Source organism: Reyranella sp. (assembly GCF_017305915.1).
Lineage (GTDB): Bacteria > Pseudomonadota > Alphaproteobacteria > Reyranellales > Reyranellaceae > Reyranella.
The window spans coordinates 89,866-107,298 of sequence record NZ_JAFKJN010000016.1 but is presented as its reverse complement, the minus strand read 5'-3'; the positions used below and the strand labels follow the sequence as shown (position 1 = coordinate 107,298).

Genomic DNA, 17,433 nt, shown 5'->3' with positions numbered 1-17,433 from the left:
CTGCGTTATGGCGTTCATTGCCGACCGTCTTGGCCGCATCAAGCCCTCTCCGACCAATGCCGCGCAGGGCAAGTTCCTGGAGATGAAGGCGGCGGGCAAAGACGTCATCGGCCTCGCGGCGGGGGAGCCCGACATGCCGACGCCCGACCACATCAAGGAAGCGGCGATCCAGGCGATCCGCAACAACGACACCAAGTACACCGCGGTGCCCGGCACGCCGGTGCTGCGCCAGGCGATCGTCGCCAAGATGAAGCGCGACCACGGCCTCGACTACAAGCCCTCCCAGACCGTCGTCACCTCGGGCGGTAAGCAGATCATCTTCAATGCGATGCTCGCCACTCTGAACCCGGGCGACGAGGTCATCATCCCGGCGCCGTACTGGGTGTCGTATCCGGAGATGGTGATGTTCGGCGACGGCACGCCGGTGATCGTGAACTGCCCGGAGTCGACGGGCTTCAAGCTGCAGCCCGAAGCGCTCGAGCGGGCGATCACGCCCAAGACCAAGTGGATCATTCTGAACTCGCCCAGCAACCCGACGGGTGCCGCCTACACCAAGGCCGACCTGCGGGCGCTGTGCGACGTGCTGCTGAAGCATCCGCAGGTCCACATCCTGACCGACGACATGTACGAGAAGCTCGTCTACGACGACTTCGAGTTTGCGACGCCGGCCGAGGTCGAGCCGCGGCTATACGACCGAACGCTGACCATGAACGGCGTGTCGAAGGCCTACAGCATGACCGGCTGGCGCATCGGCTACGCGGCCGGTCCGCAGAAGCTGATCGACGCCATGATCACGGTGCAGAGCCAGAGCACCTCCAACGCCTCCTCGATCAGCCAGGCGGCGTCGGTGGCGGCGCTCAACGGCCCGACCGACTTCATCCCGAAGAACGTCGCGATCTTCAAGCAGCGCCGCGACCTGATCGTGTCGATGCTGAACCAGTCGAAGGGCCTGAAGTGCCCGCGGCCAGAGGGCGCGTTCTACGTCTACCCGTCGTGCGCCGGCGCGATCGGCAAGAAGACGCCGGACGGCAAGGTGATCAAGGACGACACCGACTTCGTGAACTACCTGCTCGAGTCCGAGGGCCTGTCGGTGGTGCAGGGCTCGGCGTTCGGCCAGGGCCCGGCCTTCCGCATCTCCTACGCCACCGCGACCGAGCTGCTGGAGGAGGCGGGCCGCCGCATCCAGCGTGCCTGCGCGGCGCTCACCTAGGCCAGTTATCCCCAGCTTCGCGAAAGGGGGGCTGGGGAAGTGGGAAGAATCGCCAAAATCCTTATGGAATCGGCATCCAAGGCTTCCCACGAAGGTGGGAAGCCTCTGGGAAGGTCGTCCCTTAGTCCTTGGCGTCGGCGGCGACCTGGACCTTGACCATCTTGTCCGGGTTCGAGGGGGGCTCGCCCTTCTTGATCTTGTCGACGTGCTCCATGCCCGACGTGACCTTGCCCCAGACGGTGTACTGGCCGTCGAGGAAGTTCGCGTCCTTGAAGCAGATGAAGAACTGGCTGCGGGCGCTGTTGGGGTCGTTGGTGCGGGCCATCGAGACCGCGCCGCGGCCGTGCGGCTCCTTGCTGAACTCGGCCGGCAGGCGCTCGCCCATGCCGCCCATGCCGGTGCCGTCGGGATCGCCGGTCTGCGCCATGAAGCCGTCGATCACGCGATGGAAGACGACGCCGTCGTACTTGCCCTCGCGCGCCAGCTTCTTGATCTGCGCCACGTGCTTGGGCGCGAGGTCGGGGCGCATCTCGATGACGACGCGGCCGTCCTTGAGGTCGATGTAGAGCGTGTTTTCCTTGTCCATGATTCCTACTCCTTCACGTCTGCGGCGACGCGGACCCGGATCATCTTGTCGGGGTTCGTGGGCGGCTCGCCGGGCTTGATCTTGTCGACGCATTCCATGCCCTGGGTGACCTTGCCCCACACGGTGTACTTGCCGTCGAGGAAGGGCGAGTCCTTGAAGACGATGAAGAACTGGCTCTGCGCGCTGTTGGGATCGTTGGTGCGCGCCATCGAGACGACGCCACGGACGTGCGGCTCCTTGCTGAACTCGGCCGGCAGCTTGTCGCCCATGCCGCCCATGCCGGTGCCCTGCGGGTCGCCGGTCTGGGCCATGAAGCCGTCGATCACGCGGTGGAAGACGATGCCGTCATACTTGCCCTCGCGCGCCAGCTTCTTGATCTGCGCCACGTGCTTGGGCGCGAGGTCGGGGCGCATCTCGATGACGACGCGGCAGTTGTCCTTGAGGTCGATGTAGAGGGTGTTGTCCTTGTCCGCGGCCAAGGCGCTCGCCGAAGCCAGCAGCAGAAGGGAAAAGGCGGTCAACGCCGGACGCATCGCGGCTCCTCGGATCGGGCCCCTTGAATTGGGGCGTTGGGCCGCGCGACCTTACTGGCGGTCCCTCGAAACACAAGCAGCGAATGTTTCCACATGGCGACGGCAAAGGATTGCCGTGGCGCCGGTCGTCGGGCCGTGGCTAGAGTGTGACCGGCTCTTGGCAAGTGTGGGTGCATGTCGGAGCCGACGACTGGGTGCCACCTAACCGGGTCTCGCGATGACCGCTTTCAGCGGTGGGGGACGGCCCAACGGCCATCCCAATCCTCTGAGCGCCAGAAGCGACCTGCCTGTGGAAGGCGGGCCGGCCCAGCCGCGTCCGCTCGACCAGATCTTCCCGCTGCGCGGCGATGCCAATCGCGGCCGCGAGATGCAGTCGACGTGGCGCTCCTTCTGCCGCGACCGGCTGGAAGCGGTGCGCGGTGTGCTGGCGACCGGCCGCTCGCCGCCCGAGATCGCCTATCAACTGGGCGAGCTGCTGCACAACCATTTCCGCACTCGCGGCGTGACCCTGACGAGCTACGAGCTGCGCCGGCTGGTTGCCGAGCTGCTGGCCTTGCACGGGCCGGCGGAGGAGGGGCATGAGCCGCCCCCCGCGGAGCCACGGCCGGCGCCGCCAACCGAGCCGCACCCCCCCAAGGCACAACCGGTCGTAGCCTTCGACGGCGAGCCGCCGAAGATGCCGTGGCCGGGCGATGTGCCGGCGGCGCCACGCGCGCCGCGTGTGTCCGACACTGCGCTCGAGCCGCCGCCGTCACCGATCGTGACGGTGACGCCGCGTGAGCCGACGCCGCGCGAATCCGTAGCGCCCCTCGAGCGCCTGCTCGCCCGCGCCATGGATCTTGCCAAGGGCCGACTCGCAACCGACCCTCCGGTCGCGCACGCCGCTGCCGACGTGCCGGCGAGGCCGGTGGCGAGCGAGCCGCCCGCGCCGCCACTGCCGCCGCCGGAGCCGCCGGCGGAGGAGGCGAAGCCGAACCCGATCGATCGCTTGTGGTCGGACCGTGCGGTCAAGGCGATCTTCGTCAATGGCCCGCACCAGGTGTTCGTCGAGCGCGAGGGTGCGCTGCAGGCCGTCGACGAAGGCTTCGATGACGAGGCGCAGCTGATCGACTGGCTGACGCGGCTGGCCGGACGGCCGGAAAATGGCGTCGCCGGCTTCGCCTTGCCTGACGGCTCGGCCGGCGTTGCGATCTTCCCGCCCGCCGCGCCGGCGGGCCCAGTGCTGACCGTGCGTCGCGCCGAGCCGGGTCAGGCGACGCTCGACGGGCTGGTGACGAAAGGCCTGCTCGACCGGCCGACGGCCAAGCTGCTGCGGCTGTGCGCCCGCGGGCGGCTCAACATGCTGGTCAGCGGCCCGCGCGGCAGCGGCAAGACGGCGCTGCTCGCTGCGCTGATCCGCGATCTCGATCCGGCGCAGCGCGTGGTGACGGTGGCAGGCCATCGCGAGTTCCGATGGCCGATGGCGTCCAAAGTCGAGCTGGTTGCCTCGGCCGAGGTGCCGTTCGCGACCCTGATCAGCGCCGCCGCGCGGCTCGAGCCCGGGCTGCTGGTGCTGGACGGCGTGCAGCTCGCGGACGTGGCGGCGCTCAGCGAGCGTTTGCTGCGTGGGGCGCCGGGCACCCTGGCGACCATCGAGCCCGAGGTGATGTCGGCGGCGCTGGCGCGCTCGGCCGAGCTGGTCGTGCGGATCGACGGCGTCGACGGCACGTTCCGCGTGGTGGCGGTCGAGGATGCCGCCGGTGTGCCGGCTTTTGCAGGCCGCGCTCCGGCATTTGCCGCCACCCTGCAGGCGCGCGGTCTTGGAGAATCGCTCGCCAAACTGTTCGCGTAACCGCGAACCTGCGGGATAAAAGGGATCGGCTGCGACCGGCCGCCACATACCGACCGCCGTCGAAAACCCGTTACCACGCACTCCTATATCTGGTACTAACCGCTTTGAATTGCGGGGGATTTTGCGAGTCGGAATCCTCAAGAACGAAGCGGGGCTCGAGGGGAAGATCGTATGATCGGCACGCGGTGGTTGGGCATTGTTTTCGGATCGCTGCTGGCAGCCCTCGGGTTCGCCGGGGGCGCCTTCGCGCAGGCGAAGACTCCCGTGGTGGGCGTCCCGCACGACTGGCAGATGGGCTTCCCGGCCTCCTACACGCTGCTCATGGAGCACGTGGCGTCGCTGCACGACCTGCTGCTGGTGATCATCACCCTGATCTCGCTGTTCGTGCTGGCGCTGCTGCTCTACGTGATGTGGCGCTTCCACGCCTCGCGCAACCCGGTACCGACCACGACCACCCACAACACCGTGCTGGAGATCGCCTGGACGATCATCCCCATCCTGATCCTGGTGGTGATCGCCATCCCGTCCTTCCGCCTGCTGTACTACGGCGACAAGGCGACCGACGCCGCGATGACGGTCAAGGTGACCGGCCACCAGTGGTACTGGCAGTACGAATATCCCGACCAGGGCAACTTCTCGATCGACAGCCGCATCCTGGCCGAGGCGGACCGGGCCAAGCTCAAGCCCGACCAGCCGCGCCTGCTCGCGGTCGACGAGGAGATGGTGATCCCGGCCAACACCGTCGTCCGCATCATCGGCACCGCCGCCGATTCGATGCATGGCTGGACGGTGTGGGGCTTCGGCATCAAGAAGACGGTCATCCCCGGCCGCCTCAACGAGGGCTGGATCGACGTGCCGAAGGAAGGCATCTATTTCGGCCAGTGCTCGCAGATCTGCGGCAATGCGCACTCCTACATGCCGGTCGCGGTGCGCGTCGTGTCCAAGGCCGACTTCGACAAGTGGGTCGCCGAGAAGAAGAAGGCCGCCGGGCTGCTGCCCGCGACGAGCGTCGCTTCCGCCAACCCGACCCTGACCAAGTAACCGCCCAGCGCTTTCGGAGAGATCAATGGCCACCGCGCCCTCCGCCCACGCCCACGCCCATCACGACGACCATCACACGCCGTCGGGCATCACCCGCTGGCTGTACAGCACGAACCACAAGGACATCGGCACGATGTACCTGGTGTTCGCGATCATCGCCGCCTTCATCGGCGCCACCTTCTCGGTGGTGATGCGGCTCGAGCTGATGGACACCGGCGTGCAGTACTTCAACGCCGGCGACGGCACGCCCAACGGCCATCTGTGGAACACGGTGGTGACCGCGCACGGCCTGATCATGGTGTTCTTCGTCGTCATGCCGGCGCTGATCGGCGGATTCGGCAACTGGTTCGTGCCGCTGATGATCGGCGCGCCCGACATGGCCTTCCCGCGCATGAACAACATCAGCTTCTGGCTGCTGCCGCCAGCCTTCATCCTGCTGCTGCTGTCGGCCATCGTCGGCGGCGGCGTCGGCACCGGCTGGACGATCTATCCGCCGCTCACCATCCAGCAGGGCGCGGGCATGGATCTCGCGATCTTCTCGCTGCACATCGCGGGCGCCAGCTCGATCCTGGGCGCAATCAATTTCATCACCACCATCTTCAACATGCGCGCGCCGGGCATGACGCTCCATCGCATGCCGCTGTTCGCCTGGTCGATCCTGGTGACGGCGTTCCTGCTGCTGCTCGCCCTGCCGGTGCTGGCGGGCGCGATCACCATGCTGCTGACCGACCGCAACTTCGGCACCCACTTCTTCGATCCGGCCGGCGGCGGCGACCCGACGCTGTTCCTGCACCTCTTCTGGTTCTTCGGCCATCCCGAGGTGTACATCATGATCCTGCCGGCCTTCGGCATCGTCAGCCACATCGTCTCGACCTTCTCCAAGAAGCCGATCTTCGGCTATCTGGGCATGGCCTACGCGATGGTGGCGATCGGCGTCGTCGGCTTCGTCGTGTGGGCGCACCACATGTTCACGGTCGGCATGGACGTCGACACCCGCGCCTACTTCGTCGCGGCTACCATGGTGATCGCGGTGCCGACCGGCGTGAAGATCTTCTCCTGGATCGCCACCATGTGGGGCGGCTCGATCCGCCTCGAGGTGCCGATGCTGTGGGCGATCGGCTTCATCTTCCTGTTCACCGTCGGCGGCGTGACCGGCGTGGTGCTGGCCAATGCCGGCGTCGACTACGCGCTCCACAACACCTACTACGTGATCGCGCACTTCCACTACGTGCTGTCGCTCGGCGCGGTGTTCGGCATGTTCGCCGGCTTCTATTACTGGTTCGGCAAGATGTGCGGCCGGCAATATCCGGAGTGGGCGGCTCAGGTGCACTTCTGGGTGATGTTCATCGGCGTCAACCTGACGTTCTTCCCGATGCACTTCTCGGGCCTCGCCGGCATGCCGCGCCATTACGTCGACTATCCCGACGCCATGCATCACTGGAACCTGATCTCGTCGATCGGCGCGTTCATCTCGTTCGGCGCGACCATCTTCTGGCTGATTTTCGTGGTGTTCGGCACAATGTTCGCCGGCCGCCGGGTCGGCGCGAACTACTGGGGCGAGGGCGCCACGACGCTGGAATGGACCGTGGCCTCGCCGCCGCCGTTCCATACCTTCGAAGAGCTGCCGCACATCTCGCCGACGGCTCACCACTAGGATCGGAGCGAGGGCGCCCCAGCGGCGCCCTCGTCTTGAATAGGGCATGACCGACACCGCACAGACTCTCTGGACGACCGCCCCCGCGCCCGCTCGCGTGCGCGATTATGTCGACCTGCTGAAGCCGCGCGTGATGTCGCTCGTGGTCTTCACCGGCCTGATCGGCGTGATGATCGCGCCGGTGCATATCCATCCGTTCGAGGTCTTCCTGGCGGTGCTGGCGATCGCGCTGGGCTCGGGAGCGGCCGGCTGCATCAACATGTGGTACGAGCGCGACCTCGACGCGCTGATGGCGCGCACCGCCAACCGGCCCCTGCCGGCCGGCCGGGTCGAGCCCGACGATGCGCTGGGCCTCGGCGTCCTGCTGTCGATCTTCTCGGTGCTGCTGATGGCGCTGGCGACCAACTTCGTCGCCGCCGCGCTGCTCACCGCCGCGATCCTGTTCTACGTCTTCGTCTACACGATGTGGCTGAAGCGCCGCACGCCGCAGAACATCGTGATCGGCGGCGCCGCCGGCGCCTTCCCGCCGATGATCGGCTGGGCCGCCGCGACCGGCGACGTCTCGCTGGTCGGCCTGTCGCTTTTCCTGCTGATCTTCCTGTGGACGCCGCCGCACTTCTGGGCGCTGGCGCTCTATCGCAGCGACGACTATCGCCGCGCCGGCGTGCCGATGCTGCCGGTGGTAGCCGGCCCGCGCGAGACCAAGAAGCAGATGCTGGTCTACACCCTGGTGCTGGTGCCGGTGGCGCTTGCGCCGACCCTGCTCGGCGCGGTCGGCTGGCTGTATGGTGCGATCGCGGTCGTGCTCAGCGCCGGCTTCATCGCCCATGCCGTCACGGTGTGGCGGGCCGCCGACGACCGCCGCGGCCATGCCGCCGCCAAGCGCATGTTCAAGTTCTCGCTGCTCTATCTCGCCGTGCTGTTCGCGGCGCTGCCGCTCGACCGGCTGCTCGTGGGATGAGCGTCATGGCTGACGACAACCGCCGTCCCGGCGACAGCGACCGCCACCGCCAGCAGCGGAGCAAGAACCTCTTCATGTTCTTCTGCCTGCTCGGCCTCGCCGCGATCTTCTTCGGCCTCACCATCGTGCGCATGGGGGGCAAGGGCTGATGGACAAGAACGCCCGCATTGCCTGGACGCTGGTCGCCGTAGTCGGCGGCATGCTGGGGCTGGCCTATGCCGCGGTGCCGCTCTACGAGGCGTTCTGCAAGGCCACCGGCTTCGGCGGCACGCCGCTGGTTGCCCAGGAAGGCGAGCGGCCGGTGATCGGCCGCACCGTCACGGTGCGCTTCGATTCCAACGTCGATCCCAACCTCGCCTGGCGCTTCGAGCCGGTGCAGCGCGAGATCAAGGTCAAGCTGGGCGAGGAGAGGCTGGTCTTCTTCCGCGCCACCAACGTCTCGCAGCGGCCGATCGTCGGCACTGCGACCTACAATGTCACGCCCGAGCGCACCGCCGGCTGGTTCAACAAGATCCAGTGCTTCTGCTTCACCGAGCAGCTGCTGCAGCCCGGGCAGTCGGTCGACATGCCGGTCGTGTTCTTCGTCGACGCCGACATGGACAAGGACCGGCGCTACGACGACATCCGCACCATCACGCTGTCCTACACTTTCTACGAAGCGAAGACGGAGCGGGCGAAGACCTTGCTCGGCGGCTTGTCCGCCAACAACGGAACCGGAAAAGGGGGCTGATCCATGGCCGATTCGCACGGCGCACCGAAGCATCCATACCATCTCGTCGATCCCAGCCCGTGGCCGGCATTGGGCGCGCTCGGTGCCTTCCTGCTCGCCATGGGCGCCGCAATCGGCATGCATCCCGACATGCTCGGCGACTTCAGCAAGAAGCTCGTCGAGGCGGTCAACTGGTGGGTCGTCGCCCCCGGCTTCCTGATCATCTTCGCGGTGATGTACTGGTGGTGGAGCGACGTCATCGTCGAATCGCGCAAGTACCACACCGCAGTCGTCCAGCTCGGTCTGCGCTACGGCATGATCCTGTTCATCGCCTCGGAGGTGCTGTTCTTCGCCGCTTTCTTCTGGGCCTTCTTCGACGCCTCGATCTTCCACTCGGCGGCCGAGATGCCGCTGCGCACCGAGGCCAACGGCGGCATGTGGCCGCCCAAGGGCGTGCACGTCATCGCGCCATTCGACCTGCCGTTCATGAACACGCTGATCCTGCTGCTTTCGGGTACCACGGTCACTTGGGCGCACCATTCGATCCTCGAGGGCAACCAGCGCGACGCCGTCCGCGGCCTGCTGCTGACGGTGATCCTCGGCGCCTGCTTCACCGCCATCCAGGCCTTCGAGTACTTCCACGCGCCGTTCGGCTTCCGGGACAACATCTATTCGTCGACCTTCTTCCTGGCGACCGGCTTCCATGGCTTCCACGTGCTGGTCGGCACCACCTTCCTGCTCGTCTGCCTGTTCCGGGCGATGAAGGGCCAATTCAAGCCCGAGCAGCACTTCGGCTTCGAGGCCGCTGCCTGGTACTGGCACTTCGTCGACGTGGTCTGGCTGTTCCTGTTCTTCTGCATCTACTGGTGGGGCTCGGGCAACGCCCCGATCGCCGCCCACTAGCCGGCGCGAACGTCTATCATCGGAACCGCCGGGCCTTCCCCCGGCGGTTCGTCTTTTGGAGCCCTGCCAATGCTGAGGCTGCGGCCGATCTTCTGGCCCACCGCAATCATGCTGCCGATCATCCTGTTCTCGCTCGGGCTGGGCGTGTGGCAGATGGACCGGCGCGAATGGAAGCGCGGCATCCTCGACCTCATCGCCGTCAACCAGGCGGCGGCGCCGATGCCGTTCGACGAGCTGGTGACGGGCGACCCGCTGCGCCGCGAGTACGGCCGCGTGCGCGTCTCGGGCACCTTCCTGCACGACAAGGAGTTCTACCTCGCTGCCCGCAGCCTCAAGGACAAGGTCGGCATGCAGGTGGTGACGCCGCTCAGGCTCGACGACGGCACGATCATCCTGTTCGACCGCGGTTGGATCCCGTCGGAGAAGAAGGACCCGGCCAAGCGCGCCGAGGGCCAGGTGCCCGGCAAGCTCGACCTCACCGGCATCGTGCGGCGCAGCCAGGTGAAACGGCAGTTCGCGCCCGACAACGACCCGGCCAAGAACTTCTGGTTCCATGTCGACGTGCCCTTGATGCGCCAGATGGCGGGCGGCAAGCCCGATCCGGTGCTCGACATCTTCTTCCTCGAGGCCGACGCTACGCCCAACCCGGGCGGCGTCCCGATCGGCGGCCAGACGCGGCTCGACATCCCCAACGACCATCTGCAGTACGCCATCACCTGGTTCCTGATCGCGCTGGCAGGCCTCGGCGTCTATCTCGCCTATCATTGGGAGAACGGCCGGCTCACCGTGAACGGCCGCACGAAGGTGAAGAGCCCATGATCGCCAACGATCCCTACGCCGAGCTGGAGCGCCGCTTCGCACGCATGAGCGCGGTCAGCCGCGCCGGCGCCATCCTGAACTGGGACCGCTCGACCATGATGCCGGACGGCGCCAGCGAGGACCGCGCCGACCAGCTCGCGGCGCTGGGCGTGATCGGCCACGAGATGATGGTGGCACCCGACATGGCCGAGCTGCTGTCGCGCGCCGAGGACGGCAAGGCCGACCTCGATCCCTGGCGTGCCGCCAATCTGCGCGAGATGCGCCATGCCTGGATCCACGAGAACGCGCTGCCGTCCGACCTGGTCGAGGCGCGCACGCGGGCGTCGTCGGCCTGCGAGATGGTCTGGCGCGACGCCAAGAAGAAGGCCGACTTCAAGGCGCTGCTGCCGACGCTGACCGAAGTGGTGACCATCACCAAGCGGGTCGGCGAGGCCAAGGCCGCGGCGCTCGGCCTGCCGCTCTACGACGCGCTGCTCGACGAGTACGAGCCGGGCGGCCGCTCGGCCCGCATCGACGCGCTGTTCGCCGAGCTCGAGGCTTTCCTGCCGGCGATGCTGCAGAAGGTGATGGAGGCGCAGAAGCGGGCAGGGGCACCATTGCCGCTCGATGGGCCGTTCCCGGTCGAGGCGCAGCGCCAGCTCGGCCTCGAGATGGCGAAGACATTGGGCTTCGACTTCCATCACGGCCGGCTCGACGTCTCGGCGCATCCCTTCACCGGCGGCACCGCCGACGATGTGCGCATCACCACGCGCTACGACGAGGAAGACTTCACCCGCGCGCTGATGGGCGTGCTGCACGAGACCGGCCACGCGCTCTACGAGGTCGGCCGGCCGCGCGACTGGCGCCGCCAGCCGGTCGGCAATGCGCGCGGCATGGTGCTTCACGAGAGCCAGTCGCTGCTGATGGAAATGCAGGCCTGCCGCTCCGACGCTTTCGTGGCCTTCGCCTCGAGCCGCATCCGCGCCGTCTTCGGCAAGTCGGGCCCGGCGTGGGAGACCGACAACATCCATCGCATTTACACGCGCGTTGCACCGGGCTTCATCCGCGTCGATGCCGATGAGGTGACCTATCCGCTGCACGTCATGCTGCGCTATCGCCTCGAGCGGGCGATCCTGGGCGGCGACCTGGCGCTGGCCGACCTGCCGGGATCCTGGAACGATGGCATGAAGGAATTGCTCGGCGTCGGGCCGCCGAACGATTCGCTCGGCTGCCTGCAGGACATCCACTGGCCGGACGGCGCGTGGGGTTATTTCCCGACCTACACCCTGGGCGCGCTGGCGGCGGCGCAGCTCTTTGCTGCAGCGCGCAAAGCGGTGCCGGACCTGCTGGGGGCCATCGGCAAGGGCGATTTCGCACCCTTGCTGGGCTGGCTGCGCGCAAATGTGCACGGCAAGGGATCGATTGCCGACACCGACACCATCCTGTCACAGGCGACCGGTGCGCCGCTCAGCACCGCGGCCTTCAAGGCGCATCTGGAATCCCGTTACCTGTCGGCGTAAGAGGGACCCATGCTCGACCTCCGCCCCAACTGCGAATGCTGCGACAAGGACCTGCCGAACGGCGCTCCGGACGCGCTGATCTGCACTTTCGAATGCACGTTCTGCGCGGATTGCGCCAACGGCCGGCTGGGTGGCGCCTGCCCCAACTGCGGCGGCGACCTGGTCAAACGGCCGACCCGGCCGGAGCGCATGCTGGCCAAGTATCCGGCCTCGACCAAACGGGTGAATAAGGACCACGCCGCCTGCAAGCAGGTTGCCTAGGCATCCGATGAACTACATCAGCACACGGCATGGCTCTGCCGCTGGAGGGGCCGGGAGCCCGGCGCCGCTCGGCTTCGAGGACATCATGCTCGCCGGCCTCGCGCGCGACGGCGGCCTCTACCTGCCGGCCGAGTGGCCGCTGTTCTCCAAAGCCGAGATCGCCGCGCTCAAGGGCAAGCCCTACCGCGAGGTGGCCTATCGCGTCATGCAGCCCTTCGTCGGCAACACCTTCGACGAGATGACCTTCCGCCGGCTGATCGCCGAGGCCTACGCCTCGTTCGACGTGGCCGACGTGGCGCCGCTGAAGCCGCTCGATGACAACCTGCATCTGCTCGAGCTGTTCCACGGCCCGACGCTCGCCTTCAAGGACGTGGCGCTGCAGTTGCTCGGCCTGATGCTCGACCGCACGCTGAGCCAACGCCACGCCCATGCGACCATCGTCGGCGCGACCTCGGGCGACACCGGCTCGGCAGCGATCGAGGCGGTACGCGACCGGCGCACCATCGACATCTTCATGCTTCATCCGCGCGGCCGGGTGAGCGAGGTGCAGCGCCGCCAGATGACGACCGTTCTGGCGCCCAACGTGCACAACATCGCGGTGCAAGGCACGTTCGACGACTGCCAGGACCTCGCCAAGGCCTGTTTCAACGATCTCGACTTCCGCGACCGCCATGCGCTGACGGCGGTCAACTCGATCAACTTCGCCCGTGTGATGGCGCAGATCGTTTATTACTTCTGGGCGGCGCTGAAGCTCGGCGCGCCGGACAAGCCGGTCGCCTTCGCCGTGCCGAGCGGCAATTTCGGCAACGTCTATGCCGGCTACGCCGCGAAGCAGATGGGCCTGCCGGTGTCGCATTTCGTGATCGCCACCAACACCAACGACATCCTGGCGCGCTTCTTCGAGACCGGCACGATGACCGCCTCCGAAGTCGTGCCGACCTACAGCCCGAGTATGGACATCCAGATTTCGAGCAACTTCGAGCGGCTGCTGTTCGACCTTTACGGCCGCGACGGCAGGGCGCTGGCCGACGCCATGACCGCCTTCCGTGCCACCGGCACGCTCAAGGTCGGCGCCAATGCGCTGGGCAATGTGCGCGAGGTCTTCGACGCCGGCCGGCTCGACGACGACGGCACGCTGGCGGCCATCGCCAGCTGCCGCAAGCGCTACGGCGAGACGCTCGATCCGCACACCGCCGTCGGCTACGCGGTGGCGCAGCAGCACCGCCGCGATCCCAGCGTGCCGATGGTCGTGCTGGCGACGGCGCATCCGGCCAAGTTCCCCGACGCCGTCCAGAAGGCGACCGGCGAGCGGCCGGTATTGCCGCCCCGGCTGGCCGATCTCTATCAGCGCACCGAGCGGGTCGATGGCCTCCCCAACGACGTCGCGGCGCTGAAGGAGCTGATCGACGATCGCATGGCCGCGCTCGAGAGCCGTCCGCGGGTGCGCACATGAGCGGCGTCAAGGTCACCACCCTCGCCAACGGCCTCAGGGTCGCGGTCGACGAGATGCCCGAGGTCGAATCGGCCTCGCTCGGCATCTGGGTCGCCTGCGGCACGCGCCACGAGTCGGCCGAGCTCAACGGCATGGCGCACATGCTGGAGCACATGGCCTTCAAGGGCACCAAGACCCGCTCGGCGCGCGCCATCGCCGAGGAGATCGAGAATGTCGGCGGCAGCCTCAACGCCTATACCGGCCGCGAGATCACCGCCTACCACGCCTCGGTGCTGAAGGAGGACGTCGGCCTCGGTGTCGAGATGGTGGCCGACATCCTGCGCAACTCGGTGTTCGATCCCGACGAGCTGCAGCGCGAGCGCGGCGTCATCCTGCAGGAGATCGGCCAGGCGCTCGATACGCCCGACGACCTGATCTTCGACCAGTTCCAGGAGACCGCGCTGCCCGACCAGCCGCTCGGCCGGCCGGTGCTGGGCACGGCTGAGTCGGTGGAGACGATCGGCCGGCAGGACCTGTTCGCCTTCCTGGCGCGCCACTACACCGCCGGCAACATGGTGCTGTCGGCGGCGGGCCGGGTCGAGCACGCGCAGATCGTCGACCTCGCCGAGAAGCATTTCGGCTCGGTGCCGCGCACCGCCGCCAATGCCGACAGGCCGGTGCCGCTCGCCTATGTCGGCGGCGACGGCCGCGAGGCGCGGGCGCTCGAGCAGGCGCACTTGGTGCTGGGCTGCCAGGGCATCGGCTATCGCGATCCGGACTACTACGCGACGGCGATCTATTCGACGCTGTTCGGCGGCGGCATGTCCTCGCGCCTGTTCCAGCGCATCCGCGAGGAGCGGGGGCTGGTCTACGGCATCCACTGCTTCAACGCGGCCTACGCCGATGGCGGCCTGTTCGGCATCTATGCCGGCACCGGCGAAGACGACCTCGCCGAGCTGGTCCCGGCGGTGTGCGCGGAATTCGTCGGCGTCGCCGACTCGCTCAGCGAGCAGGAGCTGATCCGCGCCCGCAACCAGATCAAGGCCGGAACCTTGATGGCCCTGGAATCGAGCGGCTCACGCTGCGAGCAGGCGGCCCGCCACCTGCTGATCCACAATCGGCCGATTCCCTATGCCGAGATCGTCGCCCGCATCGAGGCGGTCGACCAGGACGCCGTGCGCCGCGTCGCCCGCCGCCTGCTGCAAGGCAAGCTCACACTCGCCGCGCTGGGCCCGATCGAAGAGCTCGAGTCGCTGGAAAAGATCGCCGCGCGTCTGGCGGCTTAGGCTCTGTCGTCCTGAGCGAAGTGAAGGACCTCGTCGCCGCTTGCAACCGGCATGAGATCCTTCGCTGCGCTCAGGATGACAAAAGGCGGACCTGGAGGTCCGCGGTCCGATGAATCTACTTTTTCTCGACCGAGACCGGGGTGGTCGTGTGGCTCGCCATGCTGATCACACCCTGTGAGACCGTCGGCGAGGGCGACTTGGGCCGCGGCGGCACGCCGATGGCGGCGCGCTCCCTGACCGCGAGCACCTCGGTGGAGTGCCGGATCAGGTTGTAGCGCAGCGTGGTGAAGAGGTTCACCGGGAACGGCATGTTGGCGTCGAAGTCGATGATCAGCACGACGCGTGTTTCCTCAGTCTGGTTCTTGACCCAGTGCTCGCGTGTGTCGTCGAATACTATCGGTACGCCTTCTTCCCAGAAGAAGTGGTGGCCGCCGGCCTCCATCCAGCACTTCTCCGGCTCCTTCGGCACGATCAGCGGATAGTGGAAGCGGATGACGCCCGCTGCTGAGCCGCGGTGGGGCGTGATCTCGGCACCGCCGTGCAGGATCGAGAAGAGGGCAGTGTGGACGCCCGGGATGCGCGAGATCGCCTCGTAGGTATCGGGCACCGCCGCGGTGTTTTCCTTGATCTCGTGGCCCCAGATCTTCAGCAGGAAGGTCCGCCAGGCGCGACCATGCACGTACAGGTCGCGCGGATGGACCTCGTGCAGCGCCGGGATCTCGTCGTGATGGCTCAGCAGGTATTCGAGGTCGGCCTTGATCTTGTCGTGGCTCTTCTTGAGTTCGCCGAGCACCGGGAACTTCCGGATCGCGTCCTCGCCGCCCAGCGGCAGCTTGGGCATGCGGCGCAGGATCATGTCCGACATGCGCAGATTGAAGTTTTCGATCGGCTCCTGCGGCACCCAGATGTGCTTGGTCAGGTAAAAACGGCCTTTCTGGCCGATGCCGGGAGTATCACTGGCTTGCATGGGCGGGGGTGACCTGCTGTCCAATTCAGGCGGGGAACTTCTTACGTCAACGCGCTGTTTTCAAGACAGAGATTTGACGCGGGGGTACAGGGAATAGAGGTAAAATCTTACCCCAAGCCCCGGAAATCATGTAACAATTCTGCACACAGGGCTTACACTCAGGGGCAGATGTTTCGCTTCGCTGACGTTCCGATCTCGCTTTCGGGCATGACCCGGATCCAGGGTAGGCGCGTCTTCCTGCGCGCGCCCACCATGGAGGATTGGCCGGAATGGGCAGAACTGCGGGCCCGCAGCCGCGCCTTCTTGACGCCTTGGGAGCCGACCTGGCCCGACGATTCGCTGGGCCGCGACCATTTTCGCCGCCGCCTGCGCCAGCAGGTGCGCGAATGGCGCGCGGGCGAGGCCTACGGCCTGTTCGTCTTCCTCAACGACAAGCGCCGGCTGGTCGGCGGCATCAATCTCTCGAACGTGCGCCGCGGTGTCGCCCAGGCCGCGTCGGTCGGCTACTGGATGGGCCAGCCCTACGCCGGGCAGGGGCTGATGACCGACGGGCTCAGGGCGATGCTGCCCTTCGTGTTCGACGAACTGCGCCTGCACCGGCTGGAGGCCGCCTGCCTGCCGCACAACGAGCCCTCGAAGGCGGTGCTGGCAAAGGCCGGCTTCCACGAGGAAGGGCTGGCGCGGCAGTATCTCAGGATCAACGGCCAATGGGCCGACCACCTGCTGTTCGCGCTGCTGCGCGCCGACTACGACGCGATACTCCGGGAGAGTCGCTGATGCGCAATCTGACGCCCACCACCATCACCGACGCCTTCGCCGAGTACGCGAAGAACGCGCCCTCGGCCCGCACCCGCGAGCTGCTGGTCAGCCTCGCCGGCCATCTGCACAGCTTCGTGCGCGAGAACAAGCTCACCCAGGCCGAATGGGGCGCTGCGATCGACGCGCTCACCCGGGCGATGAAGTTCACCGACGACAAGCGCAACGAGTACATCCTGTTCTCCGACCTGCTCGGCGTGTCGTCACTGGTCGACATGGTGAACGCGGCCAAGTCCGGCACGCCGTCGTCGGTGCTGGGGCCGTTCCATATCGAGGGCGCGCCCGAGCTGCCCAACGGCGGCGACCTCTGGAAGAACCAGGTCGGCGAGCCGCTGGTGGTGAGCGGCAAGATCGCCGACGACAGGGGCGCGCCGGCCAAGGGCACCGTGCTGGCGCTGTGGCAGAACTCCGGCAACGGCATGTACGCCCAGCAGGACGCGAGCCAGAGCCCGACCAACTATCACGCGCGGCTCAAGGTGGCGGACGACGGCACCTTCGCCTTCTCGACGGTGCGGCCGGTCTCCTACACCGTGCCGGACGACGGGCCGGCCGGCGACATGTTGCGCGCGCTCGGCCGCCATGCCTGGCGGCCGGCGCATCTGCACATGATCATCCACGCGCCGGGCCGGACGCCGCTGATCACCGAGTTCTTCCCCGACGACGACAAGTATCTCGACCGGGATGCGGTGTTCGGCGTGCGCGGCGGGCTGGTGCTGCCGTTCAAGCGCGAGACCGACCGCGCCCGCCTGCCGGCGAACCTCGCCGCCGGCAATTCGCTGCCGATGCCGGTGTGGACCGCGACGCTCGACCTTAAGCTTCCGGCGGCATAGCCGCCTGCGAGCAGAAAATTTCGAAAATTGTTACGGCTGTACGAGCGAGAGCACGATGGGGTAGCGCTGGCGCGCAGTGGCGCAAGAATGTGCTC

The 17,433-nt window shown here is 67.2% G+C and carries 18 protein-coding genes; 15 read left to right on the top strand and 3 right to left on the bottom strand.

The genetic code is table 11. The features are described 5' to 3' along the window. Positions 1-7 precede the first annotated feature (7 nt). Positions 8-1,210, top strand: coding sequence for a pyridoxal phosphate-dependent aminotransferase (locus J0J01_RS15000; protein WP_296381910.1), 1,203 nt, complete (start codon positions 8-10; stop codon positions 1,208-1,210). A 121-nt stretch (positions 1,211-1,331) separates the two neighbouring features. Here J0J01_RS15000 and J0J01_RS14995 read toward each other — a convergent pair whose 3' ends face one another. Further along, positions 1,332-1,796, bottom strand: a complete 465-nt coding sequence (locus J0J01_RS14995) for a peptidylprolyl isomerase (protein ID WP_296381908.1) — start codon at positions 1,794-1,796, stop codon at positions 1,332-1,334. A gap of 5 nt (positions 1,797-1,801) precedes the next feature. Continuing rightward, on the bottom strand, positions 1,802-2,329 hold the full coding sequence (locus J0J01_RS14990) for a peptidylprolyl isomerase (protein WP_296381906.1): 528 nt from the start codon (positions 2,327-2,329) through the stop codon (positions 1,802-1,804). A 217-nt stretch (positions 2,330-2,546) separates the two neighbouring features. Here J0J01_RS14990 and J0J01_RS14985 point away from each other — a divergent pair, with 217 nt between their 5' ends. The 12 genes from J0J01_RS14985 (at position 2,547) to J0J01_RS14930 (ending at position 14,725) form a co-directional block, all read left to right on the top strand. Next, complete coding sequence (locus tag J0J01_RS14985; RefSeq protein WP_296381905.1) at positions 2,547-4,160, top strand: ATPase, T2SS/T4P/T4SS family; 1,614 nt, start codon at positions 2,547-2,549, stop codon at positions 4,158-4,160. Positions 4,161-4,331: 171 nt separating this feature from the next. Next, positions 4,332-5,201 carry a cytochrome c oxidase subunit II gene (gene coxB, locus J0J01_RS14980; RefSeq protein ID WP_296381904.1) on the top strand — a complete coding sequence of 290 codons (870 nt, stop codon included), beginning with the start codon at positions 4,332-4,334 and terminating at the stop codon, positions 5,199-5,201. A 25-nt stretch (positions 5,202-5,226) separates the two neighbouring features. Further along, entirely contained in the window at positions 5,227-6,855 is a 1,629-nt protein-coding gene (ctaD, locus tag J0J01_RS14975; RefSeq protein WP_296381902.1) for a cytochrome c oxidase subunit I, read from the top strand. 46 nt (positions 6,856-6,901) lie between these two features. Next, positions 6,902-7,816: a heme o synthase gene (locus J0J01_RS14970; RefSeq protein WP_296381901.1), complete on the top strand. Its 915-nt coding sequence runs from the start codon at positions 6,902-6,904 to the stop codon at positions 7,814-7,816. Positions 7,817-7,821: 5 nt separating this feature from the next. Then, on the top strand, positions 7,822-7,965 hold the full coding sequence (locus J0J01_RS14965; RefSeq protein WP_296381900.1) for a hypothetical protein: 144 nt from the start codon (positions 7,822-7,824) through the stop codon (positions 7,963-7,965). Continuing rightward, positions 7,965-8,546 (top strand): cytochrome c oxidase assembly protein, encoded by a 582-nt coding sequence (locus J0J01_RS14960; protein WP_296381898.1) that lies wholly within the window; start codon positions 7,965-7,967, stop codon positions 8,544-8,546. The genes J0J01_RS14965 and J0J01_RS14960 overlap by 1 nt, the downstream gene beginning before the upstream one ends. A 3-nt stretch (positions 8,547-8,549) precedes the next feature. Next, on the top strand, positions 8,550-9,428 hold the full coding sequence (locus tag J0J01_RS14955; protein ID WP_296381896.1) for a cytochrome c oxidase subunit 3: 879 nt from the start codon (positions 8,550-8,552) through the stop codon (positions 9,426-9,428). 69 nt (positions 9,429-9,497) lie between these two features. Then, positions 9,498-10,247 (top strand): SURF1 family protein, encoded by a 750-nt coding sequence (locus J0J01_RS14950; RefSeq protein WP_296381894.1) that lies wholly within the window; start codon positions 9,498-9,500, stop codon positions 10,245-10,247. Beyond that, on the top strand, positions 10,244-11,746 hold the full coding sequence (locus tag J0J01_RS14945) for a carboxypeptidase M32 (RefSeq protein ID WP_296381892.1): 1,503 nt from the start codon (positions 10,244-10,246) through the stop codon (positions 11,744-11,746). The genes J0J01_RS14950 and J0J01_RS14945 overlap by 4 nt, the downstream gene beginning before the upstream one ends. 9 nt (positions 11,747-11,755) lie before the next feature. Next, positions 11,756-12,007 (top strand): DUF1272 domain-containing protein, encoded by a 252-nt coding sequence (locus J0J01_RS14940; RefSeq protein ID WP_296381891.1) that lies wholly within the window; start codon positions 11,756-11,758, stop codon positions 12,005-12,007. Positions 12,008-12,014: 7 nt separating this feature from the next. Beyond that, on the top strand, positions 12,015-13,460 hold the full coding sequence (thrC, locus tag J0J01_RS14935) for a threonine synthase (RefSeq protein WP_296381889.1): 1,446 nt from the start codon (positions 12,015-12,017) through the stop codon (positions 13,458-13,460). Further along, positions 13,457-14,725 carry a pitrilysin family protein gene (locus J0J01_RS14930; protein WP_296381887.1) on the top strand — a complete coding sequence of 423 codons (1,269 nt, stop codon included), beginning with the start codon at positions 13,457-13,459 and terminating at the stop codon, positions 14,723-14,725. The genes thrC and J0J01_RS14930 overlap by 4 nt, the downstream gene beginning before the upstream one ends. 115 nt (positions 14,726-14,840) lie before the next feature. Here J0J01_RS14930 and J0J01_RS14925 read toward each other — a convergent pair whose 3' ends face one another. After that, positions 14,841-15,692, bottom strand: coding sequence for an aspartyl/asparaginyl beta-hydroxylase domain-containing protein (locus J0J01_RS14925; protein ID WP_296381884.1), 852 nt, complete (start codon positions 15,690-15,692; stop codon positions 14,841-14,843). 207 nt (positions 15,693-15,899) lie between these two features. On the opposite strand from J0J01_RS14925, the gene J0J01_RS14920 reads away from it, so the two are divergent. After that, positions 15,900-16,469, top strand: a complete 570-nt coding sequence (locus tag J0J01_RS14920) for a GNAT family protein (protein WP_296381882.1) — start codon at positions 15,900-15,902, stop codon at positions 16,467-16,469. Further along, complete coding sequence (locus tag J0J01_RS14915) at positions 16,469-17,338, top strand: dioxygenase (protein WP_296381881.1); 870 nt, start codon at positions 16,469-16,471, stop codon at positions 17,336-17,338. Before J0J01_RS14920 ends, J0J01_RS14915 begins: the two co-directional genes overlap by 1 nt. Positions 17,339-17,433: the final 95 nt, after the last annotated feature.